Below are 14,640 nucleotides of genomic sequence, written 5' to 3' on the forward strand. Positions count from 1 at the left end.
AGGGTTAGCATGGGGCTCAATGAACCAATCCACATATTATTGGTAGATGACCGCCCTGAGAACTTGCTTGCTCTTGAAGCAGTTCTGGAATCGGAACAATATAAACTCGTTAAGGCAACTTCCGGAGAAGAGGCACTCCGCTGTCTGCTAAAAGACGAATTTGCGGTTATCGTTCTCGATGTGCAGATGCCTGGAATGGACGGAATTGAGACAGCAAAGTTAATTAAGGCACGGGACAAGTCCAAGGATGTGCCGATTATATTCATCTCTGCCAATAGCAGAGAAGCGGAGCACTTGTTTGCCGGATATTCAGCCGGGGCCATTGATTACATGGTTAAGCCATTTATTCCTCAGATTTTGAAATCCAAAATCGATGGCTTTGTAGAGATGTTTATCACCAATAAACGTTTGAAGACACAGACCATGCTTCTTCACCAGAAGACACAGGAACTGGAGAAGATGAACCAACAACTTATTCAGGCCAAGGAAGAAGCAGAAATTGCAGCCAATGCAAAGACCGAGTTCTTGGCGATGATGAGTCATGAGATTCGTACACCGATGAACGGAGTTATCGGCATGGTTGATCTGCTGATGGAGACGGAACTGAGGGAAGATCAGAAGGAATATGCAGACATCGTTCGTCGCAGTGCAGATGCACTCGTTACGGTCATCAACGACATTCTTGATTTTACCAAGATGGAATCAGGTAAAATGGAACTGGAAGAGCATCCTTTTGAACTTGTCTCCTGTATTCGGGAAGTGTTGGGATTGTTTGCTGCAGAAGCAGGCAAAAAGAATCTGGAACTGGATTATTTCCTGGAAGATTCTGTCCCTGAATTAATCTATGGGGATATGGCAAGGCTACGTCAGGTTCTCTTGAATCTTATTGCCAATGCGATCAAATTCACCGACCAGGGTGGCGTATATCTGATCGTGTCAGTGAATGAAGAAAAAGACGGACAAATGGCATTGGAGTTTGCTGTTAAAGACACCGGGATAGGTATCGCTTCAGATAAAGTTGATCGCCTGTTCCAGCCGTTTTCCCAGCTGGATACATCCATGACACGTAAATACGGTGGAACTGGCTTAGGACTGGCAATATGCAAGACTCTGGTTGAAATGATGGGTGGACAGATCTATCTGGATACAACAGAGCAACGGGGAGCGACGTTTGTATTTACAATCCAGGCGAAACGTTATGTAGAAACTGAACTGGTTCAGAGAAACGGGGAAGAGAAACCAACGGATGTGAAAAATGAGAATAAATATCCTACGGTATTAATCGTGGATGATCATCCTATTAACCAGAAGTTGATGGCGATTATGCTCGGTAAGCTTGGGTTGCTCTCAGACATTGCTGAAGATGGGCAGAGCGCACTCGATATGGTAAATGGCAGCAGTTATCCCTATGACTATGTGTTTATGGATCTGCAGATGCCTGTTATGGACGGTTTGGAATGTACACGGCGGATTCGAGAGAGTCTGTCCCAGTCTGATCAGCCAATCATTATAGCCATGACTGCTAATGTGATGGAAGGTATTCAGCAACGCTGTATTGCTGCCGGCATGGATGATTATATTAGTAAACCGGTGAAAATGGGCAATGTAAAACAGAAAATAGCCCAGTTTCAGAAACAACACGAGATATTAAACTCAGGCCCATCTGCCATGAATCAGGCCAATTGAAATATTTCCCAACCTTCGTTCTGTTTCACTCGTGCTTAAGTTGGGTTATTAGGTAATGAAACCATTGATCAGGAGAGAGATGTCTAATGAATACAAATAAAAATGAAAAATTCAATGCAAGAACTGAAACACAAGACGGCGTGTGCACGGTGTATCTGACTGGCGAACTGGATTTGTCTGTCGCTCCTGACTTCCGTTTGGTGATGGAGCCGCTCGTGGATAACAAGGAACAGGATCTGTTGATCAACATGAAGGAATTGAAGTATATCGATAGCACAGGGATTGGTATCCTGTTATCTGTTCTGAAGGCAAGACATGGAATGGAAGCTCGCTTTGAAGTACAGGAAGTTCCTGCGCAGATTCAGAAACTTTTTGACATGACGGGCATCGCCAAATTCTTTGTCACACAGAAGAATTCCCAATAGGAAAGGATCGAAAAAGGAATGAATGCAGAAGTTCAAAGAGTCACCCTTAATTTACCTGCGACAGCTGATTACGTTGATATTGTAAGACTCAATCTCTATGGAGTAGCATCCAAAATGGGATTTTCTTATGAAGACATTGAGGATATGAAAGTTGCTGTATCCGAGGCCTGTAACAACTCTGTATTGTATGCCTACTCACACGAAGGCGGCATGGTTGAAGTTGTATTCGAAGTGGATGGCGAAACGTTGTCCATCATTGTCAAGGACGAAGGTGCCAGTTTTGAGAACATGAACCCTGCTGTGGCACGTGCGGGTCTTCACGACAAAGAGCTGACAGAAGCACAGATTGGCGGACTTGGGTTCTACCTGATGCAAGCCTTGATGGACGATGTCAGTGTGGAAAGTGAGACGGGCAAAGGTACGAAAGTAGTACTCGTAAAACGGCTTGCAAGAAGTGAGGAGAAAGTATGAGTGAAAAAGTGACTCCACCAGAGTCCATGTCTGAAGCTATAGGTTTGATCTGGGAATACCAGCAGACCCTAGATAATGAAATTGCAACAGTTCTCATCCGTAAATATGAACCAATGGTCAAGATGGCAGCAGGTAAAATCGCTCGGAATCGCCCCGATCTATACGAAGACTTGTATCAGACCGGGCAGATGGCCTTGATTCGTTTGCTGAAGCAATACGATATCAACCTAGGTATTCCGTTTGAACCTTATGCCATGAAGAGCATGATCGGTCATATGAAGAACTACTTGCGTGACAAATCCTGGTATATTCAGGTGCCCCGGAGGATTAAGGAAAAGGGAGCCCTTGTGCAACATGCCATTGATGAGTTAACCGTTAAGCTGGAGCGCTCACCCGGTGTGAACGAAATTGCTGAATACCTTGATCTGACTGCAGAAGAGACGATTGAAGTTCTGGCTGGTCGGGAATGTTATCACTATGTGTCACTGGATTCTCCTTTATCTCAGGATGACAGTGCAGCAACATTAGGTGAACTGATCAGTGCAGATGTTAATGACTATGATTCGGTCGAAAAACGGATGGACTTGCAACAGGCATTGGGACAATTGAAGGAACAAGAGCAGCAGGTACTTATTCTAGCATTCCAGGATGGCCAATCTCAGCGGGCAATTGCCCAGAAGCTTGGTGTTTCACAGATGAGTGTATCTCGGATTCAGAAGCGAGCTACAGAGAAACTGAAACAGATCATGTCTAATGCTTCAATGTTATGAAAAATGGAACCCTAATGTTGTTGAGTACGGCATAAAGAAGGACACGTCAATGCGCTGAAATGCATACGTGTCCTTTTTGGGATCAAAAAGATGGGTATGCAATGAAGAACATGAGTGCAGGAGTGGATAAAGTGATTGTGAACCGAATCAAGTTGGAAGCTCGCCGTGACAAGTTATCTTGCTCGGACCATTGGCAATGGTGGGATTGGGTTGCACCTGACACCGATAGCATGAACGATGCTTTGGAGGAGCTGACAGAGGCATTTCCGGATATGCAATATTGGCTTCATAAAATTCCTGAAGTCGAATCGAATTATTTGTCCGTCCGTTTCGTGAATGGTACAGAGCCAGTCATATTTGGTTCATTGTTGTATGCGGTCAAGAATGAGAGAGATGACCAACGTCAAGATAATCAGATGTTTTTTTATGTCGATCGCAATAACCTGGTTACCTTGAATATGGATGACAATACACGATGTATTATGAAGACGGATGAACGTGCCCATATGTTACAGCAATGTAGTGAGGCCAGGGACGGAATGTTTGTACTTTTTCGAGCTATACTGCATTACTACCATGTGGGAATGGATCATTTTGAGATGAACCTGCGCGATCTGGAACGGAAGATGGAATCCCGCAATGCTCGCACCTTGATGGACCAGATTCTCGCCGCTCGATTTGAATTATTGTATTGGAGTAATCTGTTCATCCCTTACTCGGAACTGATGGCTGCTTCACATGAGGCTTACCTTGATGAAATAAATGAAAATCGATACTTTCAGCAGCTCCAACATCGAGTAGAGCGAATGGAACGTTTGTTTAGTCACTACGAGAAAGAAATTGATACGTTAATCTCCATTGATAACGCGATCTCCGGTGTACGTGGCAATGAGATCATGAAGACCCTGACCATTGTTACCGCTGTGTTCATACCTGCCACGGCAGCTGGCGCGATATGGGGGATGAACTTCGAGAACTTACCCTTTATTGATAAATCATGGGGAGTTGTACTGGTGCTTGTTGTCATTATCTTAAGCATGATCAGCATGTATGTATGGCTGATGATGAAAGGCTGGACAGGAGATCTGCTGAAAGTGAAATCCTCACAGCCTTCAGCTGAAGAGACAGAGAAAAAAGGAGCAAAGGGAAAGAGTAAGGGGTAGCCTACTGTTGGCTAGTCCTCTTAGTTTTTGTAATCTTCAATATAACCAAGCAAGTCAGCAATATATTGTCCCACAATCGGCATATTGACGAATTGGCTGAGAATGAACGCGAGCAAACCCAGAACAACAAAGGTACCCACAGTCAGACCGAGACCTCGTGCCATGCCCGCTGTAAAGTTGGTAATAATCCGCTTTTTGGGACTGCTGTAATTCTCAATAATATCCTTGATCTGTGCTCTCTCCAGACTGTCCGCAATCTGGTCCAAACGTGTGTTCAATCGCTTTACCTCATGACGTAATTCAAAAGGATGCTCGCTTGTATCATACTGCTGTGCCGGTGTTCCTCCCGTAATTGGAGTATTACCGTTGATTGTAACTTTACTCATATTATTCGTCCTCCTCAACTTGCATTGGATAAAAAATAGCCAGCTGGAGTGCAGCTGGCTATTGGTCACTCGATCTGTATCGCCTTACAGGCTAGTCGAGTTAAGTTCTTTACGTGCATCTTCCTTCGCTTCAACGGAAGCGGCAGCCACTTCATCAGATGCACGGGATGCTTCGTTAGCCACATCAGCGGACGCTTTTCTCACAGAGTCCATTACATCATTGCGGCCTTGATTTACCGTTTTTGCAATGTCGGAAGTTTTGGAAGAGACCGTTTTAGCCAGTTCAGAGGCTTTGTCACCTACAACCGTTGCCACTTCTTTGGTGCGGTCAGTAACCATGCCCACTTTCTCGGAAAGGTCACCACGCAATTCACGTCCCGGTTTAGGCGCAAAGAGTAGTGCTGCTGCAGCTCCCAGCAAACCCCCGATGAAAATACCTTTTGCGAAAGTCGAACCCGTCTGTACAGGATATTGCTCTTCTGCTTTATTCATGTCTAATCACTCCTTCTTCAATTTAAGAAACAAATACGAAACAACGAACACCTTGTTGCCCGAATCAGGCAGCCTGTCTTAGCAGTCTGGACACAAGCCCCAGCAAGAAAACAAAGAGCGCTGTACCAATGATGGCAGGGATAATGGCAAAGTTACCGATAACTGGTCCCCAGTTACCAAGCAAAAGTGCTCCCAGCCAGGCTCCGGCAAATCCGGCAATCATTGCACCGATTATGCCTCCAGGCATGTTGTGACCGGCAAGTGCATCTCCGATCAAACCGATGATGACAGCCATCACAATGCTGATAATGATGCCCCACATAACAACCGCCTCCTTTTAAACTTGATGTAGGATGTTGTCTGTTCGCGTTTGCTTACTTCGTATATAAACCCCGTGCAACCCTGTGAAACAATAAAGATGAGGATGAATGAACTGGAAATCAGAGGAATTCACCCTTCAACGGGTCCGTTTAATGCCTTTAATCATGCAGAAGATCCATGCCAATCCAGCAGTAAATCCAGTAAATACATCCGTAGGATAATGAACGCCCAACATGATCCGGCTGAGGCCAATCAAGAAAATAAAACTAATACCACATAGAACAGGAAGCCACACACCGGAAGAGTTATGTCGCTGTCGTTCAATGGCCCAGATTACAAAGAGCATGCCGTAAAAGCCCATGGAGATCATGGCATGTCCGCTGGGGAAGCTGTACCCGTGAACGACCAGTAGATGATCCAGCTCAGGTCTGCTCCTTCTGAAAAATTCTTTCAATAACGTGTTCAGAATCCACATCATCGCAAAACTTCCCGAGATCGCATATCCATATATAACAAACCTTGGACTGCGTTGCATGAAGAAAAGCAAAGCAAAGCCTGCTGCAGCCACCGCAGAGATTTTGAATGAGCCCAGTGCGGTTATGAACGCAGTGTAAGGGAATAGATGAAGACGTGAATCCGAATTCAGATAAAATAATTGCTGAATCTGATCATCGAGACGAATAATAACATCAGTGCCCAACCAGGCACCCAGACCAGCCAGGATAAATACGACCGATGCACTGATAGCCATACCGGCCAAACCCCAGTTGAGGAGTGGACGTAATAACGTACTTGAATTTGAACTGAATGAGGCTGGTGAATACGTTTTGCGCGGCATAATGAGATTCTCCTTCCTGAAATACCTGTCGAAAAAACTGTAAAAACGTCGCTTTTGTACTATACTATTTAAGATATCCCATGCGGCGTCGTGACGCAAAGCAGAGATGAAATCGGGAGCACAAAGGAGAGAACTCGCATGGAGAGTGCCTTGTTAATTAAAGAATACCGTGCAGGCATTATGGAATGCGCCCATTACGGACACATAAGTATTACGGATGAGTATGGCCGAATCGTATACTCGGCTGGTGACCCTCATTTTAGAGCGTTCACTCGCTCATCTGCCAAACCTTTTCAAGCCATTCCAGGTATTCGGGCAGGAATTGCCAGTCACTATGGTCTGTCAACACAGGAGATTGCCATTATGTCCTCTTCGCATCGTTCGGAACCGGAACACATTCGGGTGCTGGAGCAATTATCCGGTAAAATTGGATTGGGAGAAGAATGCCTGATCTGTGCACCAAGCTATCCGCTTAATGAAGAAAGCCGTAATCAATGGTTACGTGCACAAGGAGAGAAACGGCGCATCTTGCATAACTGCTCCGGAAAGCATCTGGGAATTCTGGGGTACAGTCAGATGAAGCAGGTAGATTTGGACAGTTACGCTGACCCGGATCATCCGGTTCAGCGTGAAATTCTCGAAACGTTTGCCGACATGGCAGGTATTGAGAAAAAAGAGATTGAGCTTGGGACGGATGGCTGCGGCTTTCCGGTATTTTCTTTGCCGTTGTCGGCATTGTCGAACGCCTATCTGAAGCTCGCTTGTCCGGATCTTATCGCTGATCCTTCCACAAGAACAGCTGTAGAGACCATCACATCAGCTATGAATAAACATCCGTTGATGGTAGGTGGCACGGAACGTGTAGATTCAGTGCTGCTGGAAGACGATAACATTGTAGCGAAGGGTGGATTCAAGGGGGTATTCGGTTTTGGTCTGAAAAAAGAACGATTGGGAATCACCTTCAAGGTGCTTGATGGTTCCGAGGAAGAGTGGGCCTTCATTACCCAATCCATCCTGAGACAGATTGGTTATTCCAATGAGAGTACCATTGCACGATTGGCTGAAGTTTTCCCTTCGGACATCCGAAATGACGCGGGTACCCTTGTGGGTCATGCAGATAGTGAGTTCCTTCTGCACTCACTTGAAGATAGCGTATAACCTTAAGAAGGGGCGTGATTAGAGTTGCCGGACCCCGGGTAAAGATGACATACCAACTGGTATTCGTCTATACAATTGATATACACGCATGGACTGCCGCGGTAATGTGGCAGTTCTAAACCCTTGGAGGTGGATGAACATGATTAAAGTGGTGACATCGGAAGAAAGGCACACGTCGGATCGAGGTTGGATACACAGTGAATTCAGCTTTTCCTTTGCGGATTATGATGATCCAAGCAACGCCCATTTTGGCTGTCTGCTGGCTCATAATGAAAACACGCTGATGCCGCAAGAAGGCTTTAAGAAACATCCACATCATGATCTTGAACTTGTCAGTTATGTCATATCAGGTACACTCAAACATACGGATAGTATGGGAACAGAACAATTGCTTGAACCGGGCACCGTCCAGGTGATGAGTGCGGGTACGGGAGTGGAACACTCCGAGACCAATCCGTCAGCGGATGAACCGGTACGTTTCCTCCAGATGTGGTTTTTGCCATCGGAGCGTATGCTGAAACCATCCTATACAAATCGGAGAATAGAGCCGCAGGAGCATTTGAATCGTCTATGTCCGATTGTATCCGGGCAAGGGGGCGAGGGAACCGAAGGCGCATTGCCTATTGCCCAGGATGTAACCTGTTACCTGTCCCATTTGGAGTCCGGGAAGAAGTTGATGTACCCGCAACACGAAGATCGACGTACACATCTTTTCCTGATCAGTGGACATGTAGAGATTCATTGTTCGGATGGCAACTTTAACCTCAAGCCGGGGGATGCCGCACGAATTCGCAAAAGCTGTGATCTGCAAATCACGAGCACAGACAGTGAACCTGCCGAATTTGTTCTGGTTGACCTGCCTTAAGAATCGGATGTATTCCGTAAAAGATAGTCTGGAAATATAAACATGTGAAAAAGGACCTGTTCCCACTAAAATGTACCCTATAAGATGGACACTTTGAAAAAAGTCCATCTTATAGGGTATTTTGTTTATAATGAAAAAAAACGATGTTGGAGCGGAAATGTTATGACGAAAAGATTACTGACGAAGAAAGAACAAGAACAACTAAAACGAAATCCAAATGTGATCGCTGTTAGTGATAAGGCGATTACGTATACCGATGAATTTAAGCGCCATTTCATTGCACAAAATGAACAGGGTAAACTGCCACGAGACATTTTTGAAGAAGCGGGCTTAGATGCCGAATGTATCGGTTTGGAGCGTGTTCGTTCTTCCGGAAAGCGTTGGCGTGCTTCGTATCGTGAAGCGGGTGTAGAAGGCTTACAGGATACACGTAAAACAAATTCAGGTCGCTCATCGGAACGTGAATTAACATTAGAACAAAAGATTGAACGATTAGAAGCAAAAAATCAATTGTTACGAGCGGAAAATGAACTGCTAAAAAAGCTCGATCTACTCGAAAGGCAGGATGTTGAAAAAGAAATAAAAGTGGCTGTAGAGCTGAAGTTTGAACTCATTTATCGGACGATCAGAACGTATAAATTGAAGCGGTTGGTCAGATATCTATGCGATGTTATGGAAGTATCACGTTCCGGATATTACAATTACTTCTCTGGAAAATCAGTGCAAAAGCGCGTAGCTAAAGCCAAAACAGATGAGATTATAAAGGAAATGATTTTAAAGGCGTATCATTTTCGTGGACGAAAAAAAGGAGCACGCCAAATCAAAATGACATTAGAAAATCAATACAAGATGACGTACAACTTAAAGCGTATCCGCCGTATTATGAAGAAATTTGAAATCATCTGTCCCATTCGAAAGGCTAATCCGGCCCGTAGAATGGCAAAAGCAACGAAAGAACATCGCACATGTCCAAACGAATTAAAGCGCAATTTTAAGCCAGGCGAGGCGGGAAAGGTGTTATTAACCGACATCACCTATTTAACGTACAAAGGCAATAAACGTGCGTATTTATCGACGATTAAAGACGCACAGACGAATGAAATTTTAGCGTATGAAGTTTCTTCTTCGTTAAGTATAGGAATTGCGCTAAACACGCTTCGTAAATTACAGAAGCATCGCCATTTAGCCAAAGATGCCTTAATCCATTCCGATCAAGGCTTTCATTATACGAATCCACAATTCCAATCCGTAGTGAAGAAAATGGGATTAAGACAATCCATGTCACGTCGAGGCAATTGTTGGGATAACGCCCCCCAAGAATCATTCTTTGGGCATTTTAAGGATGAAACGAATATCAAAGAATGCGAAACATTAGAAGAAGTAAAACGAGAAATTAAGAGTTATATGACGTACTACAATCATTATCGAGGGCAATGGAATTTGAAAAAGCTGCCGCCTGTAAAATACAGACAGCAGCTTCAACAAGTTGCCTAGTTCTTTTTCAAAATGTCCTTTACAAAGGGTACACTTTACACGGTGATGTGGAAGACAGGTCCTTTTTTTGGCTTAGGATTTACGAAGATTACCCAGTTCCGAAGCGACAGCTTCCACTTCAGAGATACTGAGATGTTCCTTGCTCAAAATCATTTCGTACAGGTCAAACAGATCTTCATATTTCTCAAGTGGGAATGAAGAGGCTTGCATGGCGGCACCGCTTGCCATACGAAGTTTGGTTTTGATCGCTTCAATCATATATTCCATATTGGCTGCTGTTGCTTGTGTTAAATCCATCGTTAAGTTCATCCCTTCCGTATCGGAAACTCTTGTTATTGTATCATGATTGGGAGCGCTCAGGCTAATGCTTTTGCGGGGAAACCAAGCATCGGTTACAATGATGGATACAACAACAGGATTTAATGGAAACCTGAGTGTACTGGAGGGAATACAGCTTGGCAGCGTATAAGCGAGAAATGGTTCGCCATCAAGGAAGGGAAGTCCGCAAAGGCGTGCCTGCAGAGAATCTGGTCTTATTTTTCAAAAACATCGTTCAACTTCATTCTCCAGCTGAAATCACATTTGTCTGCATTGGTACCGATCGTTCCACCGGGGATGCTCTGGGTCCACTGACAGGAAGTTTACTGCAAGAGAGCGGAATGGAGAACGTGATTGGCATGCTGTCTTCTCCTTGTGATGCAGATACGCTGGAGAAGAAATTGGCACTTATTCCTGCACACCATGCCATCATAGCGATTGATGCATGTCTGGGTCCCAAGCATGCGTTAGGTACCTACTATCTCTCGAATAACCCACTCATTCCGGCCCAATCGGTCGGAGGCAAGCTCCCCCCCGTTGGACAATACAGTGTAGCGGCTGTGGTTAATGCGAATGGACCAAGGCCCTATTCCATTTTGCAGATGACCTCGCTTCACCTGGTCATGGGGATGTCCCAAACGATTGCAGACGCCGCAATTGAAGCATGGAAATGGAGACAAACGTTTCATTCATGATTCGCAGGCTTAATAATATACAACCTGAATTATTTAATTCGCGCAGAGAGAGGGATTCATATGGAAAAAGTGATGTGTGATGGAACGACGATTTGTTATGCCGAACAAGGTAAGGGAGAAGCACTCATTTTGCTCCACGGATACTGTGGCAGTTCATCGTATTGGGATGAGGTCGTACCTGAACTGGCACGCAGCTATCGCTGTATCGTACCTGACCTGCGTGGACACGGAAAAACAGATGCACCTGTAGGAAGTTATACCATCGAACAGATGGGTAACGATGTATTACAGTTGATGGATGAGCTGAACGTGGAAAAGGCGGTCCTTCTGGGACACTCGATGGGGGGATATATTGCGCTCTCGATTGCACAACGTCACCCGGAACGATTGAATGCATTTGGTCTGATTCATTCCACAGCCTATCCGGACAGTGAAGAAGCCAAGGAGAAACGCCTTCGCGCTGTATCCACCATTCAAACTGAAGGTATCGTAAATTTTATAGATGGACTGGTTCCCGGGCTGTTTGCACCGGAACATGTGGAATCGCTATCTAAGCTTGTAACACGTGTGAAGGAGATTGGTTACCAGACAGCCCCTCAAGGTGCTGTTGGTGCTGCACTTGCTATGCGAGAACGCCCGGATCGCCGCGATGTGTTATCGGCCACACCTTTACCTGTATTGCTGGTAGCGGGAGAGAAGGATGCTGTTATCCCGCCAGAACGCACATTTACAAGTGACAAGCCACATATCGTGCAAGCCGTTATTGCGGGTGCGGGTCATATGAGCATGTATGAAGCTCCTGAAGAGTTAATTCAGGTCATTAAACAATTTATGGCTGGATTATCGAAGTAATTGATGAAGTGATTTATGTTGATTTCATTAGGGCGTGTCTGAAAACTCCGAAGGAAGTAGATTTTACTGAATTTTCGTTCCAAGCAAGGAAGTTTTCCGCAGGCGTGCCGGGGCACGTCAAGGGGAAGTGACGCAGCATGGGGCGAAAAGGCGGTAAAAGATGCACTTCAGCGAGTTTTGAGACACGTCCTAGAATATAGTTTGGTTTCTGGATGATTCTACCTCTTGTGGAGGAGGAGTACCCAGTTCCATTCCAATTGAACCCCTGCAACGTCCCTTTGGGATAGGCAGGGGTTTGGTGTGTTCATGGCCAGAGCATAGACGCGTGCGTCTTGTTTTTGGCTTTTTGTCATGGCATGAATTAAAATAAATATAAAGGAACGATATGAGAACGATTGGATGTATAGGGTCGAATGATGAGGGGGCATACAGCATGTTCAGAAAAGATTATCTGCTCCGCATGATGGAGGAAATGACTGAAGCAATAGGCAAAGTGTTCACGCTCAAACAGCAACGTAAGCATACCGAGGCATTGTCTGAACTGGATGAGCTGATGCGCAGGCAGTTTGGGATGAACTTATCGCTACTGAACTCGTTGCCAGCAGAGGATGTCATTGAAATGTTCCGTTTTCGCGGAATGATTGAAGTGGACAATCTTCAGCAAGCCGCCAGGCTGATTGAAGAAGAAGCATATATTTATCAAGAGAAGGCCAGAGTGGAAGGAATAGAGGATCAGGAGAGGATGGATGCAGAGGATGACGCCCTCATTCGATTGATGAAATCACTTCATTTTTACCTGTATACATTGAATCATGGCGCTAATCCCCAGTTATTGAATGCACCGGAACGGGTGGAGGGTGTATTGGGGCTCACGAAAGAATATGAACTTCCTGCCCGGACTGAAAGACAGCTTGCCCTGTATCGTGAACAAGAAGGACGTTACGACCAGGCAGAGAACGGTTGGTACAGACTGCTACAGCTTGGTGATGAATTCCCGGTGAGCTACCGAGATGATGTACAGGCGTTCTATGAAAGGTTGAGCCAATTCACGGATGAACAGCTGGAGCAGGGCGGTTTGCCACGGAACGAAGTTGAAGAGGGACTAGCTGAACTAAGTCGTCAAGAGATGAACTCATAAAATATGGATTGGATCAAGGCCTGTTACATGCCTTTACTTGGAGAGGGAACGGAATTGTGGTATGGTAACGGTTGACCAAACCAAACCGAAAGTGAGATGTACCCCGTGGATTCATTGCGAAAGCTTATACAAGACATCTTTGAACAGAACTCGCTGATTACAGCGACCTGGAGCCAGCTGCGCAGACGGGACAATGTCTCGTATACCAAAGTGCAAGTCAAGCCGGTGACACTGAAGAATCAGCTGCATTATCAATTTGCATTTCATTATAACAACAAAGTGCTGCACGAGAATTTGACTCCGGCTGAAGCGGCAGAGCGCATGACTTTGTTATGCGAAGAGACGTTTCGTCAAGGTCTGCTCTGTACGACCGAGGCAGACTATCAAATTTTGATCAGCAAAAAATATAAAGTATCCATTCTGACCAAATCTGCTTCCAAGACTGCGGTGGATCTGTCGCATAATCGCAAGAAACAATATGTATTGGAAGAGGGAGTTCCCGTATCGTTCCTCGTTGAACTTGGTATTATGAACGAAGAAGGTCGTGTGCTGGCCCGCAAGTATGACAAGTTCAGACAGATCAACCGTTTCCTCGAAATGGTGCAGGATGTCATTCCGCATCTGCCGGAGGGACGTCCACTGACCATCGTTGATTTTGGTTGTGGCAAGTCTTATCTGACCTTTGCGTTATATCATTATCTGTCTGTACAACAACGTCGTTCACTCAAGATTATTGGGTTGGACTTGAAGGCAGATGTAATTGAACACTGTAATGATCTGGCTAATCGATTGCATTATGGCGATCTGAAGTTTCTGGTTGGAGACATCGCGGACTACGATGAATTGAACGAAGTGGATATGGTTGTCACGCTGCATGCCTGTGATACAGCTACCGATGCTGCGCTGGAGAAGGCAGTTCGTTGGGGGGCTTCTGTTATTCTGTCTGTTCCTTGCTGTCAGCATGAACTGTTTGATCAAGTAGAGGCTTCCGTGATGAATCCGTTGTTGTCCCATGGCATCCTCAAGGAACGTTTTTCCGCACTGGCTACGGATGGGATTCGTGCCAAGTTGCTTGATCTGATGGGATACAAAACACAATTGCTTGAATTCATCGATATGGAGAATACGCCTAAAAACATATTGATTCGTGCTGTTCGTGGTCAGGCCGGCGAAGTGACGGAGATGTGGAATGAATATACGGCTTTCCGTGATTTCATTCATGCCGATCCATATTTGGAGCGGGCTTGTGCCGATTTGCTTCCTGGCGATGGCAAGCAGGCCAACGGGAGATCAAAATCGAGTAAAGAAACCGTTCAAGATTCCGCAAATTGCGACCTTTGTTGAGTGTGCCAATGCCAATCCAGGGACATACTGCAATTAGGGTCCTTGAATGTAAAATGATATTCAATGCACATACTTCGTAGCAAGCAACATCATAACTGTCAGATGTATATCAGGCAGAAGGACCCGTTATCGGGATCTTCTGTCTTTTTGTTATGGCTTTAGCCAGTTGAGTGCGTGAAGCGCGCGAAACAAAAAACCACCCGCTATGCGGGTGGAGGGATCGG

General features: G+C 45.3%; 17 protein-coding genes. 12 read left to right on the forward strand and 5 right to left on the reverse strand.

The window, feature by feature from the left end; translation table 11 throughout:
- The first annotated feature begins 9 nt into the window (after positions 1-9).
- The 5 genes from D829_RS0128220 to D829_RS0128240 all read left to right on the forward strand — a co-directional run bounded on the left by D829_RS0128220 (position 10) and on the right by D829_RS0128240 (position 4,515).
- The gene (locus tag D829_RS0128220) at positions 10-1,686 is read left to right on the forward strand and encodes a response regulator (RefSeq protein ID WP_017692271.1); all 1,677 of its coding nucleotides are present in this window, start codon (positions 10-12) and stop codon (positions 1,684-1,686) included.
- Positions 1,687-1,772: 86 nt separating this feature from the next.
- A complete protein-coding gene (locus D829_RS0128225; RefSeq protein ID WP_017692272.1) occupies positions 1,773-2,111 on the forward strand; it encodes an STAS domain-containing protein in 339 nt (112 codons plus the stop codon).
- 18 nt (positions 2,112-2,129) lie between these two features.
- Positions 2,130-2,582, forward strand: a complete 453-nt coding sequence (gene rsbW / locus D829_RS0128230; protein WP_017692273.1) for an anti-sigma B factor RsbW — start codon at positions 2,130-2,132, stop codon at positions 2,580-2,582.
- Entirely contained in the window at positions 2,579-3,352 is a 774-nt protein-coding gene (locus tag D829_RS0128235; protein ID WP_017692274.1) for a sigma-70 family RNA polymerase sigma factor, read from the forward strand. Before rsbW ends, D829_RS0128235 begins: the two co-directional genes overlap by 4 nt.
- 101 nt (positions 3,353-3,453) lie before the next feature.
- Complete coding sequence (locus tag D829_RS0128240; RefSeq protein WP_241230829.1) at positions 3,454-4,515, forward strand: magnesium transporter CorA family protein; 1,062 nt, start codon at positions 3,454-3,456, stop codon at positions 4,513-4,515.
- A 20-nt stretch (positions 4,516-4,535) separates the two neighbouring features.
- On the opposite strand, the gene D829_RS0128245 is transcribed toward D829_RS0128240, so the two are convergent.
- From D829_RS0128245 to D829_RS32080, 4 genes are all read right to left on the reverse strand, one after another.
- Positions 4,536-4,901 carry a DUF5665 domain-containing protein gene (locus tag D829_RS0128245; RefSeq protein WP_017692276.1) on the reverse strand — a complete coding sequence of 122 codons (366 nt, stop codon included), beginning with the start codon at positions 4,899-4,901 and terminating at the stop codon, positions 4,536-4,538.
- 84 nt (positions 4,902-4,985) lie between these two features.
- Complete coding sequence (locus tag D829_RS0128250; protein WP_017692277.1) at positions 4,986-5,393, reverse strand: YtxH domain-containing protein; 408 nt, start codon at positions 5,391-5,393, stop codon at positions 4,986-4,988.
- Positions 5,394-5,457: 64 nt separating this feature from the next.
- Positions 5,458-5,715 (reverse strand): GlsB/YeaQ/YmgE family stress response membrane protein, encoded by a 258-nt coding sequence (locus D829_RS0128255; protein WP_017692278.1) that lies wholly within the window; start codon positions 5,713-5,715, stop codon positions 5,458-5,460.
- 135 nt (positions 5,716-5,850) lie between these two features.
- Positions 5,851-6,552: a phosphatase PAP2 family protein gene (locus D829_RS32080; protein WP_017692279.1), complete on the reverse strand. Its 702-nt coding sequence runs from the start codon at positions 6,550-6,552 to the stop codon at positions 5,851-5,853.
- Positions 6,553-6,690: 138 nt separating this feature from the next.
- On the opposite strand from D829_RS32080, the gene D829_RS0128265 reads away from it, so the two are divergent.
- From D829_RS0128265 to D829_RS32085, 3 genes are all read left to right on the forward strand, one after another.
- Positions 6,691-7,710 (forward strand): asparaginase, encoded by a 1,020-nt coding sequence (locus tag D829_RS0128265; protein WP_017692280.1) that lies wholly within the window; start codon positions 6,691-6,693, stop codon positions 7,708-7,710.
- Positions 7,711-7,849: 139 nt separating this feature from the next.
- Positions 7,850-8,575, forward strand: coding sequence for a pirin family protein (locus D829_RS0128270; RefSeq protein ID WP_017692281.1), 726 nt, complete (start codon positions 7,850-7,852; stop codon positions 8,573-8,575).
- Positions 8,576-8,737: 162 nt separating this feature from the next.
- Positions 8,738-10,069 carry an IS3 family transposase gene (locus D829_RS32085; RefSeq protein WP_017692282.1) on the forward strand — a complete coding sequence of 444 codons (1,332 nt, stop codon included), beginning with the start codon at positions 8,738-8,740 and terminating at the stop codon, positions 10,067-10,069.
- Between the two features lie 72 nt (positions 10,070-10,141).
- Here D829_RS32085 and D829_RS0128280 read toward each other — a convergent pair whose 3' ends face one another.
- Positions 10,142-10,366, reverse strand: coding sequence for a DUF1128 domain-containing protein (locus tag D829_RS0128280; RefSeq protein ID WP_017692283.1), 225 nt, complete (start codon positions 10,364-10,366; stop codon positions 10,142-10,144).
- Positions 10,367-10,524: 158 nt separating this feature from the next.
- Here D829_RS0128280 and yyaC point away from each other — a divergent pair, with 158 nt between their 5' ends.
- From yyaC to D829_RS32090, 4 genes are all read left to right on the forward strand, one after another.
- Positions 10,525-11,082 carry a spore protease YyaC gene (yyaC, locus tag D829_RS0128290; RefSeq protein ID WP_017692285.1) on the forward strand — a complete coding sequence of 186 codons (558 nt, stop codon included), beginning with the start codon at positions 10,525-10,527 and terminating at the stop codon, positions 11,080-11,082.
- Positions 11,083-11,142: 60 nt separating this feature from the next.
- Positions 11,143-11,934, forward strand: a complete 792-nt coding sequence (locus tag D829_RS0128295) for an alpha/beta hydrolase (protein WP_017692286.1) — start codon at positions 11,143-11,145, stop codon at positions 11,932-11,934.
- Between the two features lie 433 nt (positions 11,935-12,367).
- Positions 12,368-13,072: a DUF6483 family protein gene (locus D829_RS0128300; RefSeq protein ID WP_017692287.1), complete on the forward strand. Its 705-nt coding sequence runs from the start codon at positions 12,368-12,370 to the stop codon at positions 13,070-13,072.
- 96 nt (positions 13,073-13,168) lie between these two features.
- Complete coding sequence (locus tag D829_RS32090; protein WP_051154107.1) at positions 13,169-14,416, forward strand: SAM-dependent methyltransferase; 1,248 nt, start codon at positions 13,169-13,171, stop codon at positions 14,414-14,416.
- Positions 14,417-14,640: the final 224 nt, after the last annotated feature.

The sequence above is a fragment of the Paenibacillus sp. PAMC 26794 genome, assembly GCF_000316035.1.
GTDB lineage: Bacteria > Bacillota > Bacilli > Paenibacillales > Paenibacillaceae > Paenibacillus.

Bases quoted from the DNA above. Each gene is read 5' to 3' on its own strand.
- D829_RS0128250 (WP_017692277.1), bottom strand. From the start codon at position 5,393: ATGAATAAAGCAGAAGAGCAATATCCTGTACAGACGGGTTCGACTTTC.
- D829_RS0128225 (WP_017692272.1), top strand. From the start codon at position 1,773: ATGAATACAAATAAAAATGAAAAATTCAATGCAAGAACTGAAACACAA.
- D829_RS32080 (WP_017692279.1), bottom strand. From the start codon at position 6,552: ATGCCGCGCAAAACGTATTCACCAGCCTCATTCAGTTCAAATTCAAGT.
- D829_RS32090 (WP_051154107.1), top strand. From the start codon at position 13,169: ATGTACCCCGTGGATTCATTGCGAAAGCTTATACAAGACATCTTTGAA.
- D829_RS0128245 (WP_017692276.1), bottom strand. From the start codon at position 4,901: ATGAGTAAAGTTACAATCAACGGTAATACTCCAATTACGGGAGGAACA.
- D829_RS0128280 (WP_017692283.1), bottom strand. From the start codon at position 10,366: ATGGATTTAACACAAGCAACAGCAGCCAATATGGAATATATGATTGAA.
- rsbW (WP_017692273.1), top strand. From the start codon at position 2,130: ATGAATGCAGAAGTTCAAAGAGTCACCCTTAATTTACCTGCGACAGCT.
- D829_RS0128235 (WP_017692274.1), top strand. From the start codon at position 2,579: ATGAGTGAAAAAGTGACTCCACCAGAGTCCATGTCTGAAGCTATAGGT.
- D829_RS0128255 (WP_017692278.1), bottom strand. From the start codon at position 5,715: ATGTGGGGCATCATTATCAGCATTGTGATGGCTGTCATCATCGGTTTG.
- D829_RS0128295 (WP_017692286.1), top strand. From the start codon at position 11,143: ATGGAAAAAGTGATGTGTGATGGAACGACGATTTGTTATGCCGAACAA.
- D829_RS0128300 (WP_017692287.1), top strand. From the start codon at position 12,368: ATGTTCAGAAAAGATTATCTGCTCCGCATGATGGAGGAAATGACTGAA.
- D829_RS32085 (WP_017692282.1), top strand. From the start codon at position 8,738: ATGACGAAAAGATTACTGACGAAGAAAGAACAAGAACAACTAAAACGA.
- D829_RS0128240 (WP_241230829.1), top strand. From the start codon at position 3,454: ATGAAGAACATGAGTGCAGGAGTGGATAAAGTGATTGTGAACCGAATC.
- D829_RS0128270 (WP_017692281.1), top strand. From the start codon at position 7,850: ATGATTAAAGTGGTGACATCGGAAGAAAGGCACACGTCGGATCGAGGT.
- D829_RS0128220 (WP_017692271.1), top strand. From the start codon at position 10: ATGGGGCTCAATGAACCAATCCACATATTATTGGTAGATGACCGCCCT.
- D829_RS0128265 (WP_017692280.1), top strand. From the start codon at position 6,691: ATGGAGAGTGCCTTGTTAATTAAAGAATACCGTGCAGGCATTATGGAA.